Below are 15,605 nucleotides of genomic sequence, written 5' to 3'. Positions count from 1 at the left end.
TAAATCCCTCTACATATTAAAACTTAAAATATATTATCATTATTAGCCATTGTCATTTTAAATGCTAAACTACTAAATAAGGAATTATCATTCATATCCATACTATTACATAAAGTATCTCTTAAATTTTCTATCTCCTTAGTATTAGGCATAAATGTTTTAAATGGCATTTTTATATTCATAATATCATTTCTCTTAACTTGTGATTCTATTGCTCTGTATATAACAGGATTATCTGAATACTTATCTACTAAATATTGTATTTCATCAGTACGCATAGATGTTATGCCTATCTCTATCATTTTTAATATATTGCTTGTTTCTATATCACTAAAATTAAATACTTCTTTATTTTTTATTTCATCTATTTTAGTATTAAAAGCATCTAACATTTTATTTTTAGCTTCAATTTTTAAATCTTTTATTTGCTTAAACTTAGGATCCTTTTGTTGTTTCTTATATTCATTAGTATAATGATCTTTTGAATCTATTACAGATATCTCATTTAATATATTCTGTATCTTAGAATTATAAGTATCTACTACTGTTTTTATATTTTCTTTTATCATATTATTTAACCCCCAACTCATCTAACATTTTTTCCATTTCTAATAATTCCTCATAATTTAATTCTTCTATCATTTCAAATATTTTATTTCTAATAGCTTCTTTTTTCACTGCTATACTCGATTCATACATTCTATATATCTCCCTCTTTTTTTCTTTTTGACGCTTTGCGCTCCCAATATCTCGTATTATATTTTTTAATTTTATCTTTATTCTTTTTACGCCATTCCCGTAAATATGCATTTCTTTCTTCTCTCGCTTTATCATTCACTCATTAATCCCTCCATCTACAAATATCTATTTATAAGCAATAAAAAACCACGGTAACAACACCAATAATAAATACTGGTTTATTGTTTCCCGTGGCTATATTCATGCCTTACGCTTTAATAGCGTGGTACTTGTTATTATTTTTTTATTTATTATATCATTTACCTTATTTTAAATCAAATGTGCAACTATTTTAATATGTAAATACATAAATCTTTTTATGCTTTTTACTATCATATTCTTTACTAATTTTTTTTATTTTAAGCCTCTTAGATATAACCTCTAAAATCTCTTGTTTTTCTTTATCTGTATCATAACTTATTGTGATCTTAGCCATATAATTATTTAGTTCCTTTCATATTTATTTACTTACAATATCTTCTCTTTCAAATTATTTATTTTAGCCATTGTATCAGTATCACCCCCAACATCTGGATGATACTTCCTAGATAATAACTTAAAGGCTTCTTTAAGTAGTGTCTTTTCTTGATTATCTATATCTAAATTATTTACACTACTAAAATTCATACTTGATAATTGACCATTTAAATATCCCTCTTGGTACTTAGCTGACAACTCTTGATGATGCAGAATCTTGTACTTATTTTTAAATTTTTCATACTCTAAAAGATTTTCCTTCTCTTCAATAGCCTTTTTCTCTTCATACTCAGCGTTCCACTTTATAGCCATTTCTTTGTATATAGGATAATATTCTTTTTTAGCTTCAATAAGCTTCCTCTCTACATCATCCCATACATCTATGCTATATCCCCTTATAAATTTATTTAAAAATCTATATAAGGTACTTGGAAGATTTTCTTTTAATCCTGTATATTCTTCGTCATCTTCATAAAGCGAGTGCCAACCAAACCTAACAATCTTCTTATCTTTTGACACTACTTTCCCATCTTTTCTATATCTTTCACATATGTAAATACTATAAAATTCTTTACCTTTTCTTATTTTACAAAACACAACCTCACCTCATTTTGTAGTGCTTATTTTGGGACATACCTGTATTAGAATTGACACTACATTTATCTTTATCTACTACTTGTAGTGTATTTTTTATATTTAATATTTCTTTATTTTCACACTATATTTTTTAGCATGCATATAGATAATTTAATGTTAAATCTCTAAAATATGTATCTCTTATCTTATAAGCTGCCTCCACATTTATATCAACTTCATTATTTAATACTTTTAAAATATATTCCTCATCTACATTAATACAAAAAGCTAGTTCTTCTATACTAATAGATCTTTCTAGTAGTTCTTTTTCTAAATTTACATATTTAATACACTCTCTAGGATTTATAGATATATAAATATTTTGATTTACAATTTTTAACCTACTATTTTGTTCATATATAAACGTCGTTCCATCAATAGTTACAACTGTTTCTATACCACTTTCAAATTTGATAATTATATCTGTTTCTTCAATTCTTAATTCTTTTAAAATATCTAATTTAAAAATCTTTTTTCCTTTTATTCTTAATCCTTTAGTAACTATTAACTTTTTGTTTTCCCCTATGTATTTATCTACTTGTTTCTTTATATCTTCAACTTGTAAATATTTTATATTCATACTTTAAGTTCTCCCTTTGATATGTATTTTTTAGTCTTTTATATTTATAGATTTCATTGTTATCTCTCTATCCAACTAGAACACTATATCTTAGTTTTAAAAGTTCAAATAATTTTTGCTTCTCTTTGTAATTTAATTCTTTCCATACTCTCATTCTCATATATTCAATTCCTCCAACTTGACTTATCAAGTCAAAAGATCTACAATAACTATGTCGGTAGGTATCGTGTCTTTTGACTCGGTATCTTTTTTTATGTTATTTTTTAATTTCAACTTACTCATTTTTAACACCCTTTAAACTTCAAATATAACCATTATTTCAGCTTTAAGCATATATTTACTCTAATCTATATTCTAGATAGCTCTCCTTGTCCCTCATTAGGTTCTATAGGTAACTTCCATCTAAATAGTATCTGTATGTTACTTGTTAAAAAAGTTATTGATGTTGAATAATCTAAAATTTCTTTAAGATCATACAAAGGTATGTATATTTTCAATCCACATTCTCCTAATACTTCAATAATTGAATCATCACTTATCGTAATGCTTTTTAGTTTTGCTTTATCACCTAAATAATTTTTATTAAATCTTGCACTTACAACAATTTCAACTTCATCAATTTTACTTAATTTTGATATTGCTAATTTTACATTCATGATACTCCTCCTAATATTGAAAATTTATTTTATACATTCCAAGTTTTATAACTTAGTGTAGTTCCTTCATACCACATTTTTTCAATAGCAGTTCCTCCATCCCTACACTTACTTATAATTACCTCTATAGCCTTAGTTGGTCCATCACCTATATTTAACTCTAGTAATGTTTTAATCAAGTTCTCTTCCTCTGTAAATTCCTCCATATCTTTTTTATTAGTAGGCTTATGGATATATATAACATTATTGGAATCTTGATATATTGCCTTAGATTCCCTTACTGGTGATTCCCCAAATGGTCTACCAGTGAAACTATCATTTAGTTGCGTTAATTGAATTATAGGTATTTTAAAACCCTGTGCCATATCCTTTATAGCTCTACTTAGTGACGCAACTTCTCTTTCCCTATTGTTAGTATTCTCTTCACTTGTAAGCAATTGTAGGTAATCAATTATCACTAAATCAGGTTTTAACTCTTTTATCCTTCTTCTAATTTCTCCTGGCTTAGATATTTTGTCGTTGATGTTCAAGTTATAATTATTAAATTCACTCAATATCCTAACTATAGTCTTCCATTCAATCTCGCTTAAATCTTTATTTTTCATTACCTTAGAAGATATAGCCGTTCTTTGAGTTATGAGTCTTTGTAGAATATGTTCATCGGTCATTTCTCTAGTTATAATTAAAACTTTCTTATTTTGTTTAAGCACACCATTGGCTATATATAAAGCCATTGCTGTTTTACCAACTCCACTCTTAGCCCCTATAGTAGTTAACTCTGTTGGATATAATCCTCCTATAACCCTATCTAGTACAGGAATATTAAACTTTACACCTTCTGCTTTTGGACTATTTAACCTATCAAATAGCCTTTCTGTTATTGCTTGTATACTGTCATCATAATTATCGTTATTGCTCATAGCCTTTGTGTCTTCTTCAAACTCATACATCAGCTTGTCTATATTGTTTCCTTCTAAAATCCCATTTACCAATCTATTAGCTTTCTCATACATGTACCTTTTTAAATATAGTTCTCTTATGATCTCAATACTTCCATAGAAACTATATAAATTACTATATAAAGCTAAGTTTGTTAAGCTTGATACAGATATATTAATTCCTCTAGATTTTAATACTGAGTCTATATTAGGAATATCAACTGGTTTATCATTATTGATTAAATATGCTATAACCTTGAATATTGATTTACTTATTTTTTCAGAGAACATACTTGGTTGTATATTCTCTATTTTTTTATGAGTTGATAATTCAGTCATTAAAGTTCCTACAACTATTCTCTCAGCTTCTACATTAATCAAACTAGATACCCTATTATCATTCATCAACCTCACCTCTTATAAGTTTTATTGCATCTTCTACACTATCAGCTTTTACATTTCTATTTACTGTTGTTTTTGATTTTTCTTTGCTTTGTTGCTCCTTTGGTTTCTCTTTATTCAACCAACTGCATAAAGCTTTATAATGGTCTAAATATTTCTTTTTCCTATTAGCCTCATAAGCTTCCATGTCTATAAGCTTCTTTTTAACTAATGACTCTGTATATTTTTCAACCAGCTTGTCATATTCCTCTTGTGTTAGTTTTATATATTCAATCTCCATTTGTGATAAATCTATATATTTTTTATTAATTTTTTTAGATGATTTTTTATTATTATCTATATTAATACTATTATTAAGTTTATTATTAATACTATTGTCCTTCACTTTTCGTAGGGGTGTACCTTCGTTTTTCGTAGTAGTAGTACCTTCGTTTTTCGCAGTACCTTCACTTTCCGTAGTACCTTCGCTTTTCGTAGTACTTTTAATATTTTTTAATAAATAATATTTTGTATTTCTTCCTGGCGATAAATCTCTTTTTATATATCTTTTTTCTTCTAATGATTTAACTATTTTTGATACAGTATCATCCCTTGTAGTTGATAAAGCTCTTTTCAAAGATACATAGCTTGGATATGCAAATCCTTTGCTATTATTGTGTAGCAAAATCAAATACACATATATTAACTTTTCATTTTTTGTAAGATATTGATCTTCATATGTTTTAGACATTGAGTCATATTTATTAATTCCCTTCAAATCACCTCACCTACTTACAAGCAACGACCGATGTTGTTTCTTAGCCAGTCATCTAACTTATCTTTTATTATGTAATGTCTAGACCCTATTTGAATGCTTGGAAAACCTAACGAAGTACTTCTGCATAGTTCTCTAAACTTAGCTTCACCAATAGGATATTCTTTAGCTGCTTCTTTAGCAGTCATTAACTCAGCCTTATCTCTCTTATATTTCATTATCTCTCTATATCCCTGCTCTTTAGCTCTCTGTTCCTCTTGCTGATTTACTAATATCGTTAAAGTGCTTTGTAGAGTCTTTAGTATTTCCAAGTTATTTGTATTACTACTCATGTTCTACACCCTCCTCTGCTTCAACAAGTAATTCTTCAACCTCTGTATCCAAAGCTTTTGCCATTTTATATATTGTACTTTGTCTTGACACTGTTACTTCTCTTAATGCTCTTGATACAGTAGCTTTTCCTATACCAGCTTCTTTAGCTAATTTATTAATTGAGTATCCTTTCTTTATCATAAATAGGTTTAAAGCTTTTAAATTTAGTTTGTAATACATATGATTTCCACTCCTTTGTGCTTCATTTGTTATCTTAGTCGTTATTATACTCCTCATTTGTTATCTTAGTCAATATGTTTTCTAATATTATGTTTCGTTTGTTATCATTTATGTTATAATATCTATAGTGAGGTGATAACAATGTCAATCGGAAATAATATAAAAAAAATTAGAAATTTAAAGGGATTAAAGCAAAGTGAACTAGCTGAATTATCCGATGTTTCTAGAGTTGCAATTGGTAATTATGAAAGAGGAGAAAGAACTCCTAATGTAGATATATTAAATAAAATAGCTAATGCTTTAGATGTTAGCATAACTGATCTTTTATCCGAAGACACTAATAATGATAAAAGTAAAGTTGTAGTAGACTTGTCTGATAAAGATAAGTTAGATGAATCATATTTTAAATTAAGAGCATTATCTCGTGATAAAGAATTAATGAATGAAATATTAAGTAGAAAAATTGAGGATGTAGGATATTTTGAAAAATTAATTTTAAGTATATATAATAACGATAGAATCAAAGACTTTAATATAGATGTGGCTACAGAAATATGTAATTTATTAAATAGTGATGTAATGCAAAAAGAACTTAACTATTCATTTACTGATATTTTAAATGATGAGGCTTATTTTGCCCTAATGATATCATCAATTATCGGTACTATAGAGAATAACCTAACATTTATACAAAACTCAGATAAATCAAAAAATGAAGATACAAAGTTAACAGATAAATAATAAACTTGGTGATTAATAACCATTGTATATTACAACAATCCATTACTAATAATTGGGTTTCTTATATAATGTCTCGGAAAAATTTCCGACTCTTTTTATTACCATATTTGTAGACCATTATTTTATAGGGTACAGATTTGTACTTAAGTTAATTTTTGACTATCCAAAGTTTGATTTACAAATTTTAAAAGAGATCTAGTTAACTACTGTAAAATTTCTGTATTCACAAAATTACAAGTTTAAACTGAAGTGAGTAGATAAAATACTCAAGTTAAAAAACTTACAAATTCAGATGTGAAAGATAGCCCTCAATCCGATTTAGGGCTTAATAAAATTTAACCAACTTAATTTTTAGCCAGTACAAAATTGTACTGGTACTGTTATCGATATCTCAACTTTAAATATAAATATGTAGTGTAATTTTAATTTTCCTTTTATTAAATATACCACTACTTAAAATATTAGAAAGGAGCTTACTTTATGGCTAATAAAAGAGCTAATGGTGAAGGATCTATTAACAAATACATAGTAAACGGAGTTAATAAAGGTTGGAGAGCTTCTATATCTGTTGGTAGAGATGAAAATGGTAAGCTTATTAGAAAACAATTCTACGGTAAGACTCAAAAAGAAGTTAAAGAAAAGTTAGAAGAATATAAAAAACAACTTAGTCTAGGAGCTTTACCTAATGATGATAAATTAACTTTAGAACAATGGTATTATACTTGGCTATTTGATTATAGAATAAAAGATTTAAAACCTAAGTCATTTGAAAAATATGAAGGTATATATAGAAATTATATAAAAGATACTCAATTAGGAAGGCTTAAATTAAAAGACTTGAGAGCTACTCATTTACAAAAGTATTATAATGACTTAATGGACAATAATAAAAAGCCTACATCTACCATTAAAAGCTTAAACACTAGGCTTAAACCTTGCTTGTCCGAAGCTGAAAAACAAGGATATATACAGAAGAATTATTGCAAGCTGGTTACATTACCTAAAGATAATACTACGAGAGAAATAAAAGTGCTAACTCCAGAACAACAAAAGAGTTTCATAGATGCTTTAGTTGGCCATGAATTAGAAATGTTATTCTTAACTGCTCTTAGTACTGGTTTAAGGCTAGGAGAAATATTAGGTTTAAAATGGAGTGATATAGATTTTAATACTGGTACTCTAACTGTTAATAGGACCTTACAAAGGGTTACTGAAATAGATAGAAACGATAATAGATCATCTAAAGTTATTGAGCAACTACCAAAAACTAAGAATTCAATAAGAACTATTCCTATACCTAAAAATATACTAATCAAGCTTAAGGAGTATAAGATCCAACAATCTAAAAATAAATTACAAATTGGCGAGCTATATTCTAATAATGATTATGTATTCTGTGATAAATTAGGTTATCCGATAGATGATAAGAGGCCTAATCGTAACTTAAAAAGTATATTAACTAAATTAGGTATTGAACCTTTAAAATTCCATGGTCTAAGACATACTTATGCTACTAGATTATTTGAAGCTAATGTCCCCCCTAAGACTGTTCAAGTACTTATGGGCCATTATGATATTAGTATTACTATGGATATATACACACATGTTATGGAAGATACTAAATTAGAAGCTGTTGAAAAACTAAACGATATATTTGCATTGTAAGAGGTACTTATAAAATTTAAGCACCTCTTTTTCTATATTCTACTTACCCTGTTCAATACTTTCAATGTCTCTTATTATTAATTTAACTAACTTATTTAATAGTGTTATTTCTATATTCTTTATAGAGTCATATGCACTTTGTTCATACATAGGTAACATAGTTATATACTTTTTATGATCTTCAATACATAATTTATACATTACATAATCATTACAATTAAATCCACTTTCTTTCAATCTATTTAATTTTATGTCATACTTATCTAAAGAATTTTCCAAATCCTGAATACTATCTATTTTTTCATTTTCTCCTATGCATGCAGTATAAAATTTATTTAATAATTCATCATTATAATTTGCTTTACTGTATGGTACAAAGAAACAGTAATTATAATCTAAATTTATATACTTCAAATTATTAGGAATATCTTTTGTAGGTTTTGATGATTGATAAATAACTCCTAAATAACCTTTTGACTTAATATAATCTGTAAGTAATTGAGGCAATGTATATTCTTCTACAAACACACCTACCTTGCTCCTAGGAAAAGTTAATATTTGATATAATATGGATTCTGAAATTATTCTACATATATTGTTCTTACTAAATGTAAAATGATCATTATCGTATTCTATAATACTTCCCTGATTTATAATGGGTTCTATACATTCATTTAATGTTTTATCTACATAATTTGATATATTAAAAAATCCATTTCTATAGAAATAACTATATTTAGGCATATACACTGAATAGTTAATTTTGGAATAATCTTCATTAAGCTCTGATGAAATAGTTTGTAATGATTTTGCTAAATAAAGCATTGGGTTTCCGGATATACTAAATCTTTGATTAGGAACTATTTCTCTTTTATTAAATGGTATATGATAATATTCATGTATATTACCCTTATCGTATTTTCCTATTGGACGTCCCCTAAATAGTAATGTTGAAATGTCTAATGAGTTAGATATATTTCCACCTCTACACCTCTTACTGACAAACTCATCTAGTTTATTATAAGCATAACGTCTACCTTTTAACAGATTTGCTTCATATATATCAATAACTTCATCAAATAATATTTCTATCAACTCTATATTAGATTGGAAATCAATCAAAAAATCATCACAAAATTTTAAATATATATTATTAGATTCTGAGCCTATCGTTTTTTTGCAATTGCATTCATTTACACTGACTAATTCTTTTACTAATTTAATATAATTCTTCTTATATTCTTTTAATTTTTCTTCAAATCTTTCCTCTGTAAGTGATTGTTGTTTAATATTTATTTGATTTTCATTATCAAAAAAACAACAAATACAAGCCATATTTCCCATCTCCTTTGAAGTTTTTATGTAAATAATATTATTATAAAATACATTAATATTGAAACATTAATTTTTTTATTAAAATAAAAATTCTTATAGTTATGTTATTATTATATTACTTCTATAATAATAAAGGAATTACTAAGTCAAAAAAATAGCAATCCCAATGCATTTAGTAATATTATTTATTTTTATAGGTTATATCTTAAAAACTATCATACGTTTTTATTTGATAAATATTAAATAACTCAAGTACTTATGAAATATTTACATTATAAAAGACTGGAATATAATCTTATCCAGTCTTTGTTTATTAGTTTAAGAACCTATTAAAAGGCAACTTTTTTTTCTTTATCATAAATTTAATTGGATTAGATAATCTACTCTTCTCTACCATGGCTAAATTATCAAAGTAGAAATCTGATGATACAGTGTTTATCTCCATAGGTAATTTTTTAGCAATTTTAAAACTATCTCTATCAAATTTCTCTCCATCAAAAAAAACTTCCATAAATCTATTCTCTGAATTTCCGTTAACCAATAGTAAATCAAATATCATATATCCTAGATAGTTGTAAGATTTTAAATCAACCTCTATTTCATCGAGATCTTCAATTGGACTTATATAATCAGTGGAAAATATTATTAATTTATATTTACAATTGTTAATTTCTTTTATTTTATAATTATCCATAATCCACCTCCTAAAATAAGTATATTTAAAATCTAACATAACACGCTCATATTTATGCTATGATGAGTTCTCTTTATAAGTTCCAAAGTTTCGTTTATTATAACTTCAGCATGTTGTCTATTTTCTATTATTGTAGTACTATCAGTTATATAGCTTGTATGAAATAAAGGATGTCTATTTTTACTAAGATAAGTATAAATCTCACCTACAGCTAATTTAGTTATCGGACAAGTTATTGTTTTATTGTGATTAAAATTACACTTCTCTATATCTAAATAATAATCTTTTGTGTTTTTATCTCTAGTAAAAATATTGAACTCTTTTTTTATTTCTATGCCATTATTCAATAATATTTTCTTTAAATATCCCTCCAGCGTTCTTAAAGCTGGATATGCAAATGACGAGTAATCTTCTAATTCTATATCTAATTTTTTTAATACAAATGCCGGACTTAATACTTTTCTCAATGTCTCTCCTAAAAAAGCATAACTATCTTCTAGTTGTTCCTTCATTTCGTCAGCTATTTCTGAAGCTTCTAAACTTACATTATACGCTTGTGAATGACTCTTTATGACATCTTCAAATCCCATGCAATCAGATAGGAAAGATATTACTTCATAATATATATAGAGAGGCTTCCCTTGTATCAATATTTTCTCTTTACAATTATAATACGTTAGAGTGAGTTCATCATTAAACTCTACACTCTTAAACTTATATCTATGTCCATAAGATATACTAGCACTTTCTAAAACATTTACATTTAATTCATCTATATAATCTATTAGTAAATTAAAATTTTCTTCATTTATATCATCTAAGCTTAAAGATACACTTTTCCTATCATCTTTAATTCCATTAGATTTAATGTATATAGCTATCGCCTTAGATATTTCTTGATTTTTTCCAACTTTGTACTGTATAGTTACAGTTCCATCTCCATTTTTATAAAAATTTAATGTAGCTATTTTTGAATCTGCTGTTATTTTTATCGAATATTGAATAGGATTTTTTTTATTTTGCTCTAAATTTCCTATATCATATTTATCTCCATAATTTTCAATACAATACTTTTTTATTAATTGCTCTAAATCTATAAATTTAATATTTAATGATTTAAACTCTTTTGACATATTTACCCCCATTTAAACTCCCTTGATCTATTTGTCTTCTGTAGTTGTGTTATTATTGTGTTGTTTTATAATAAAAAAAGGAATTACTCCATCCTAAGATTAAGCAATTCCAATCATTTTAACGATGAATTGTATGTAATTGGTGGAGACGAGGGGAGTCGAACCCCTGTCCGCAAGTCTTTTCCTCGCTGCATCTACGTGTGTAGCCAGTTGATTTAAATCTCGTCGCACACATCGCCCAGTGGCAAGCTATGTGTTTGACCAGTCCCAATTATTCCACTTCCAGTCGAGACACCCAGAAAGTAGTTCCCTGCATAGATGACGTCCAGGCCCAGCCGGCAGGAGGGCTTAGGCGGGACGAGCAGTCATTATGCTGCTAAAGCGTAATTATCGTTTGCGTTTATTTTAAGTTCCCCAGTTTTTACGTGACCCAGAGTAACACGACACGCAGCCTCAAGTTCCAAACCCACGTCGAAACCATTACGCCCCCGTGGTAGTTTATAGTCTTTGAGACTTTTCGCAAACTTTTTTCACCATTAATATTAAGTTGTTATATATATAATAAAACTTTTAAAAACTAAAAGCAATACTATCTAGTTGGAATATTATCTAGTATCTACCAGATAACTCTCTTTCAATACGTCTATTAGCATCTTTCTTAGCTAAATCTTGACGTTTGTCATATAATTTCTTACCTTTTGCTAAAGCAAGCTCTACCTTAACCTTACCTTTTTTAAGATAAACACTTAAAGGAATTAAAGCATAACCTTTAATAGTAGTAGCCCCTATAAGCTTTCTAATTTCATGCTTATGAAGTAATAACTTTCTCACTCTAAGAGGATCAACATTAAATCTATTACCTTGTTCGTATGGACTTATATGAACTTGTTTTAAAAATACCTCTGAATTATCAACAGAAGCATATCCATCTGCTAAGTTAAGCTTACCTTGTCTAATAGACTTAACTTCAGTACCCTTTAATTCAATACCGCATTCATAAGTTTCTTCTATAAAATACTCATGTCTAGCTTTTCTATTAGTAGCTAAAATCTTAACACCTGCCATACAAATCACCTCTTATCCTTATCCTTCATTAATTACCTTAAAATATACCATATACAACCATAATAGTCAATACTTAGTAAATACCAGCAAATCAAAGCATAAACTAGATTTAATAATATTATATGTAATAACACAATATATATTACATATAATCAATATTTATCATCTTATAATAATTAATACCCAAATAAAATCTTTAACAACACATAAATTAAATATTATTTTAAAATAACATTAAATTTTAATATCTATTATTTATTTTTTGTATTCTCTTTTACCCAAAAGTTAGATTACAAAAAGCGAGGGTTTGAGTAGTTGTTGACGAAAAACTTAAAGACCGCGTACTTCATGTCTTTGAGCAACGGGCGAAGCCGTTGGCGACATTAGCGAAGCGAATTTTGTGTGAAGGAAACAACTACTCAAACCCCGTCAGCAAAAAAACTAGCTTACTCTTTTATATCTTTTTCAACTTTACCTAATAAAGCAAAGTCAATTTCTTTAAAGTCAACATTAACTTTATCAACTCTAATTCTAACAACATCACCTATTCTAAACATCTTCTTAGTTCTTTCACCTAAAATAGTGAAACTATTCTCATCAAATATATAATAATCATCATTCATATCAGCAAGTCTAACTAAACCTTCAACAGTATTATCAAGTTCTATAAACATACCAAAAGAAGTTACACTAGAAACAATACCGACAAACTCTTCTCCAACTTTATCTTCCATATATCTAGCTTTATAAATATCCTTGACATCTCTTTCAGCAAGTTCAGCTTCTCTTTCTCTTTCTGAAGATTGAGTTGAAGCATAATCAACTATTTGAGCTAATTGATCTTGTCTTTTTTGACTTATCTTTCCGTTTAAGAATTCTTTTATAATTCTATGGATTTGTAAATCTGGATATCTTCTTATTGGAGAAGTAAAGTGAGAATAATATTGTGCTGCTAATCCAAAGTGACCTATACACTCTGGAGAATATCTAGCTTGTTTTAAAGAACGAAGCATAATAGTACTTATAGCTTTCTCCTCAGTAGTTCCATGTATACTTTCTATAATTTTTTGTAATTCCTTAGGATGAACACTTTCTAAATCACCTTTTATAACATATCCAAAAGTAGATATAAATTTATTTAAAGTCTCTATCTTTTCATGTGCTGGAGTTTCATGAACTCTATAAACAAAAGGCATATTTAACCAGAAGAAATGCTCTGCAACAGTTTCATTTGCAACTAGCATAAACTCTTCTATTATCTTATTAGATATTCTTCTTTCATATTGAGTTATATCTACAACATCTCCATCACCATTTAAGATTATCTTGGCTTCTGGGAAATCAAAATTTATAGCTCCACGCTTTTCTCTTCTTTGCATTAATATTCTTGCTAACTTCTCAGCATTGTAAAAATCATCTACTACTTTAGCAAATGTGGTTTTAAGCTTTTCATCATCTTTTTCAAGAATATCAGAAACCTCTGTATAAGTCATTCTAGCTTTAGAGTTTATTACAGTTTCTTTTATATCGTGCTTTACAACTTCTCCTTTACTATCTATCTCCATAAATACAGATAAAGTAAGTTTATCTTCAAATGGATTTAAACTACATACTCCATTAGATAAATTCTTAGGTAACATAGGTATAACCTTATCAACTAAGTACACAGAAGTAGCTCTTTTTAAAGCTTCTTTATCTAACTTACTTTTTTCTTTTACATAATGAGTAACATCAGCTATATGAACTCCTAATTTATAGTTTCCATTATCTAAAACTTCTATAGAAACAGCGTCGTCTAAGTCTTTAGCATCTTCACCATCTATAGTAAATATGTTCATATCTCTTATATCTAATCTTCTATCTATTTCTTCTTGTGGTATTTCAACAGCTACTTTTTCAGCTTCATCTACTACCTTCTTAGGGAATTCTTCAGGTAATCCATGTTCTCTTATTACAGATGCTATCTCAACATATCTATCACCTTTTTGCCCTAAAACTTCTATTATTTTTCCTTCTGGTTTTCTATCTTCCATTGGCCATTTTGTTATTCTACAAACAACCTTGTCATTTCTTTTTGCACCATTGAAAAATTTCTTTGGAATAAATATATCCTTATTAAATTTCTTATTATCAGGTACAACAAACCCAAAGTTTTTACTATCTTGGAAAGTTCCTACTACATCAGTTATAGCTCTTTCCACTACTTTTATTATTTTACCCTCTGCTCTTTTTTCATCTGTTGCTGGTGTTATTATTTCTGCAATAACTCTATCGTTATGCATAGCTCCATTTAGATTGTCAGCTGGTATAAATAAATCTTGAGTATATTCTTCATCAGATTCTACAAATCCAAATCCCTTCTTATGAGACACTAGCTTACCTACAAAAAGACCCATATGACTTGGAGATGTATATTTACCTTTTTTAGTAAGTATTAAATACCCATCTTCTACTAATTCATCTAAGAAATTGTAAAACATAGGCATTTCTGTATGATGTATATCAAATATTATTGCTAACTCTTCTTTTTTTAGAGGATTGTAGGCTGCTTCTGATACCAGTCCTAACAATTTTTGTTTTAATTCTTCACCCATTCTGTTTCCTCCTCACTTTTATTATTGTTTAATTTATTCTATGCGCTTATCAAATATTTTTCCCATTTTATTTATTTAAATTACACAGATATTAACTATTTCTAAATTATATCATTAATTGGTTTATTTAGTAAATTTTTGTTCTATATAAAAAAACAATTACGAATCTCGTAATTGTCATCTTATTTTTTAACTATTTTCTATTATTTAATAATAACTAAAGCTAGTGCATTTAAGAAAAATAATACTGCTGATATCTTAGTTACTCTTCCTAAAAATGCTTCTTTTCCTTTTGGTTTAAAATAGCTTTGAGTTCCTTCTCCACCAAACTCAGTAGGTACAGCACTTTTACTATCTTGAGGTAATATGCTAGCTACTAAAATGATAGATAAAACTATCTGTAATCCCATTAAAACATTAGCCATGTTTATCCTCCTACATTTATAATCTCTAATTATAACATAAGTTTAGTGTAGCACATAAACATGCTACATTCAAGTTATAAAGCCAACCTTGTTTATATTATTGTACTTAAAATCAATGTTTATACTATTGTTATTATACCCATTATACTTTATGATTAAATTGTTTTGTTATAAATTTGAAAAGAGCCTTAGTAAACTAAGACTCTTTTTAGCATTTATT

General features: G+C 27.4%; 18 protein-coding genes and 1 other RNA gene. 2 read left to right on the top strand and 17 right to left on the bottom strand.

Annotation, left to right across the window (positions count from 1 at the left end):
- Positions 1-23: 23 nt before the first annotated feature.
- The 10 genes from ATCC9714_RS01480 to ATCC9714_RS01435 all read right to left on the bottom strand — a co-directional run bounded on the left by ATCC9714_RS01480 (position 24) and on the right by ATCC9714_RS01435 (position 5,733).
- Positions 24-569 carry a hypothetical protein gene (locus tag ATCC9714_RS01480; protein WP_057574354.1) on the bottom strand — a complete coding sequence of 182 codons (546 nt, stop codon included), beginning with the start codon at positions 567-569 and terminating at the stop codon, positions 24-26.
- Between the two features lies 1 nt (position 570).
- Complete coding sequence (locus ATCC9714_RS01475; protein WP_155485749.1) at positions 571-834, bottom strand: hypothetical protein; 264 nt, start codon at positions 832-834, stop codon at positions 571-573.
- Positions 835-1,030: 196 nt separating this feature from the next.
- Positions 1,031-1,174: a hypothetical protein gene (locus tag ATCC9714_RS01470; protein ID WP_155485747.1), complete on the bottom strand. Its 144-nt coding sequence runs from the start codon at positions 1,172-1,174 to the stop codon at positions 1,031-1,033.
- Between the two features lie 32 nt (positions 1,175-1,206).
- Complete coding sequence (locus ATCC9714_RS01465; protein ID WP_057574355.1) at positions 1,207-1,812, bottom strand: hypothetical protein; 606 nt, start codon at positions 1,810-1,812, stop codon at positions 1,207-1,209.
- Positions 1,813-1,942: 130 nt separating this feature from the next.
- Positions 1,943-2,431 (bottom strand): hypothetical protein, encoded by a 489-nt coding sequence (locus ATCC9714_RS01460; protein WP_057574357.1) that lies wholly within the window; start codon positions 2,429-2,431, stop codon positions 1,943-1,945.
- 347 nt (positions 2,432-2,778) lie between these two features.
- Positions 2,779-3,087: a hypothetical protein gene (locus tag ATCC9714_RS01455; protein ID WP_021126498.1), complete on the bottom strand. Its 309-nt coding sequence runs from the start codon at positions 3,085-3,087 to the stop codon at positions 2,779-2,781.
- Between the two features lie 29 nt (positions 3,088-3,116).
- The gene (locus ATCC9714_RS01450) at positions 3,117-4,430 is read right to left on the bottom strand and encodes a replicative DNA helicase (protein WP_057574359.1); all 1,314 of its coding nucleotides are present in this window, start codon (positions 4,428-4,430) and stop codon (positions 3,117-3,119) included.
- Complete coding sequence (locus ATCC9714_RS01445) at positions 4,423-5,184, bottom strand: helix-turn-helix domain-containing protein (RefSeq protein WP_057574361.1); 762 nt, start codon at positions 5,182-5,184, stop codon at positions 4,423-4,425. Before ATCC9714_RS01445 ends, ATCC9714_RS01450 begins: the two co-directional genes overlap by 8 nt.
- Before the next feature lie 14 nt (positions 5,185-5,198).
- Complete coding sequence (locus ATCC9714_RS01440) at positions 5,199-5,513, bottom strand: helix-turn-helix domain-containing protein (protein WP_021126503.1); 315 nt, start codon at positions 5,511-5,513, stop codon at positions 5,199-5,201.
- Positions 5,506-5,733 (bottom strand): helix-turn-helix domain-containing protein, encoded by a 228-nt coding sequence (locus tag ATCC9714_RS01435; protein WP_021126504.1) that lies wholly within the window; start codon positions 5,731-5,733, stop codon positions 5,506-5,508. Before ATCC9714_RS01435 ends, ATCC9714_RS01440 begins: the two co-directional genes overlap by 8 nt.
- A gap of 141 nt (positions 5,734-5,874) precedes the next feature.
- On the opposite strand from ATCC9714_RS01435, the gene ATCC9714_RS01430 reads away from it, so the two are divergent.
- A complete protein-coding gene (locus ATCC9714_RS01430; protein ID WP_057574363.1) occupies positions 5,875-6,474 on the top strand; it encodes a helix-turn-helix domain-containing protein in 600 nt (199 codons plus the stop codon).
- A gap of 480 nt (positions 6,475-6,954) precedes the next feature.
- On the top strand, positions 6,955-8,139 hold the full coding sequence (locus tag ATCC9714_RS01425) for a tyrosine-type recombinase/integrase (protein ID WP_057574365.1): 1,185 nt from the start codon (positions 6,955-6,957) through the stop codon (positions 8,137-8,139).
- Between the two features lie 39 nt (positions 8,140-8,178).
- Here ATCC9714_RS01425 and ATCC9714_RS01420 read toward each other — a convergent pair whose 3' ends face one another.
- The 7 genes from ATCC9714_RS01420 to secG all read right to left on the bottom strand — a co-directional run bounded on the left by ATCC9714_RS01420 (position 8,179) and on the right by secG (position 15,385).
- Positions 8,179-9,474, bottom strand: a complete 1,296-nt coding sequence (locus tag ATCC9714_RS01420; protein WP_057574367.1) for a hypothetical protein — start codon at positions 9,472-9,474, stop codon at positions 8,179-8,181.
- 313 nt (positions 9,475-9,787) lie between these two features.
- The gene (locus ATCC9714_RS01415) at positions 9,788-10,168 is read right to left on the bottom strand and encodes a type II toxin-antitoxin system RnlB family antitoxin (RefSeq protein WP_057574369.1); all 381 of its coding nucleotides are present in this window, start codon (positions 10,166-10,168) and stop codon (positions 9,788-9,790) included.
- Positions 10,169-10,200: 32 nt separating this feature from the next.
- Positions 10,201-11,301 (bottom strand): type II toxin-antitoxin system RnlA family toxin, encoded by a 1,101-nt coding sequence (locus ATCC9714_RS01410; RefSeq protein ID WP_057574370.1) that lies wholly within the window; start codon positions 11,299-11,301, stop codon positions 10,201-10,203.
- Between the two features lie 140 nt (positions 11,302-11,441).
- Positions 11,442-11,791, bottom strand: a transfer-messenger RNA (tmRNA) gene (gene ssrA, locus ATCC9714_RS01405).
- Positions 11,792-11,910: 119 nt separating this feature from the next.
- Entirely contained in the window at positions 11,911-12,366 is a 456-nt protein-coding gene (gene smpB, locus ATCC9714_RS01400; RefSeq protein WP_057545585.1) for an SsrA-binding protein SmpB, read from the bottom strand.
- Between the two features lie 446 nt (positions 12,367-12,812).
- On the bottom strand, positions 12,813-14,960 hold the full coding sequence (gene rnr / locus ATCC9714_RS01395) for a ribonuclease R (RefSeq protein WP_057545584.1): 2,148 nt from the start codon (positions 14,958-14,960) through the stop codon (positions 12,813-12,815).
- Positions 14,961-15,163: 203 nt separating this feature from the next.
- Positions 15,164-15,385 carry a preprotein translocase subunit SecG gene (gene secG / locus ATCC9714_RS01390; RefSeq protein WP_021126515.1) on the bottom strand — a complete coding sequence of 74 codons (222 nt, stop codon included), beginning with the start codon at positions 15,383-15,385 and terminating at the stop codon, positions 15,164-15,166.
- Positions 15,386-15,605 lie beyond the last annotated feature (220 nt).

The sequence above is a fragment of the Paraclostridium sordellii genome, from assembly GCF_000953675.1.
Taxonomy (GTDB): domain Bacteria; phylum Bacillota; class Clostridia; order Peptostreptococcales; family Peptostreptococcaceae; genus Paraclostridium; species Paraclostridium sordellii.
Note: the sequence above shows the minus strand (reverse complement) of the source record. Positions and strands in the feature narration are given on the sequence as shown.

Bases quoted from the DNA above. Each gene is read 5' to 3' on its own strand.
- ATCC9714_RS01480 (WP_057574354.1), bottom strand. From the start codon at position 569: ATGATAAAAGAAAATATAAAAACAGTAGTAGATACTTATAATTCTAAG.
- ATCC9714_RS01475 (WP_155485749.1), bottom strand. From the start codon at position 834: ATGATAAAGCGAGAGAAGAAAGAAATGCATATTTACGGGAATGGCGTA.
- ATCC9714_RS01470 (WP_155485747.1), bottom strand. From the start codon at position 1,174: ATGGCTAAGATCACAATAAGTTATGATACAGATAAAGAAAAACAAGAG.
- ATCC9714_RS01460 (WP_057574357.1), bottom strand. From the start codon at position 2,431: ATGAATATAAAATATTTACAAGTTGAAGATATAAAGAAACAAGTAGAT.
- ATCC9714_RS01455 (WP_021126498.1), bottom strand. From the start codon at position 3,087: ATGAATGTAAAATTAGCAATATCAAAATTAAGTAAAATTGATGAAGTT.
- ATCC9714_RS01450 (WP_057574359.1), bottom strand. From the start codon at position 4,430: ATGAATGATAATAGGGTATCTAGTTTGATTAATGTAGAAGCTGAGAGA.
- ATCC9714_RS01440 (WP_021126503.1), bottom strand. From the start codon at position 5,513: ATGAGTAGTAATACAAATAACTTGGAAATACTAAAGACTCTACAAAGC.
- ATCC9714_RS01435 (WP_021126504.1), bottom strand. From the start codon at position 5,733: ATGTATTACAAACTAAATTTAAAAGCTTTAAACCTATTTATGATAAAG.
- ATCC9714_RS01430 (WP_057574363.1), top strand. From the start codon at position 5,875: ATGTCAATCGGAAATAATATAAAAAAAATTAGAAATTTAAAGGGATTA.
- ATCC9714_RS01425 (WP_057574365.1), top strand. From the start codon at position 6,955: ATGGCTAATAAAAGAGCTAATGGTGAAGGATCTATTAACAAATACATA.
- ATCC9714_RS01420 (WP_057574367.1), bottom strand. From the start codon at position 9,474: ATGGCTTGTATTTGTTGTTTTTTTGATAATGAAAATCAAATAAATATT.
- ATCC9714_RS01415 (WP_057574369.1), bottom strand. From the start codon at position 10,168: ATGGATAATTATAAAATAAAAGAAATTAACAATTGTAAATATAAATTA.
- ATCC9714_RS01410 (WP_057574370.1), bottom strand. From the start codon at position 11,301: ATGTCAAAAGAGTTTAAATCATTAAATATTAAATTTATAGATTTAGAG.
- smpB (WP_057545585.1), bottom strand. From the start codon at position 12,366: ATGGCAGGTGTTAAGATTTTAGCTACTAATAGAAAAGCTAGACATGAG.
- rnr (WP_057545584.1), bottom strand. From the start codon at position 14,960: ATGGGTGAAGAATTAAAACAAAAATTGTTAGGACTGGTATCAGAAGCA.
- secG (WP_021126515.1), bottom strand. From the start codon at position 15,385: ATGGCTAATGTTTTAATGGGATTACAGATAGTTTTATCTATCATTTTA.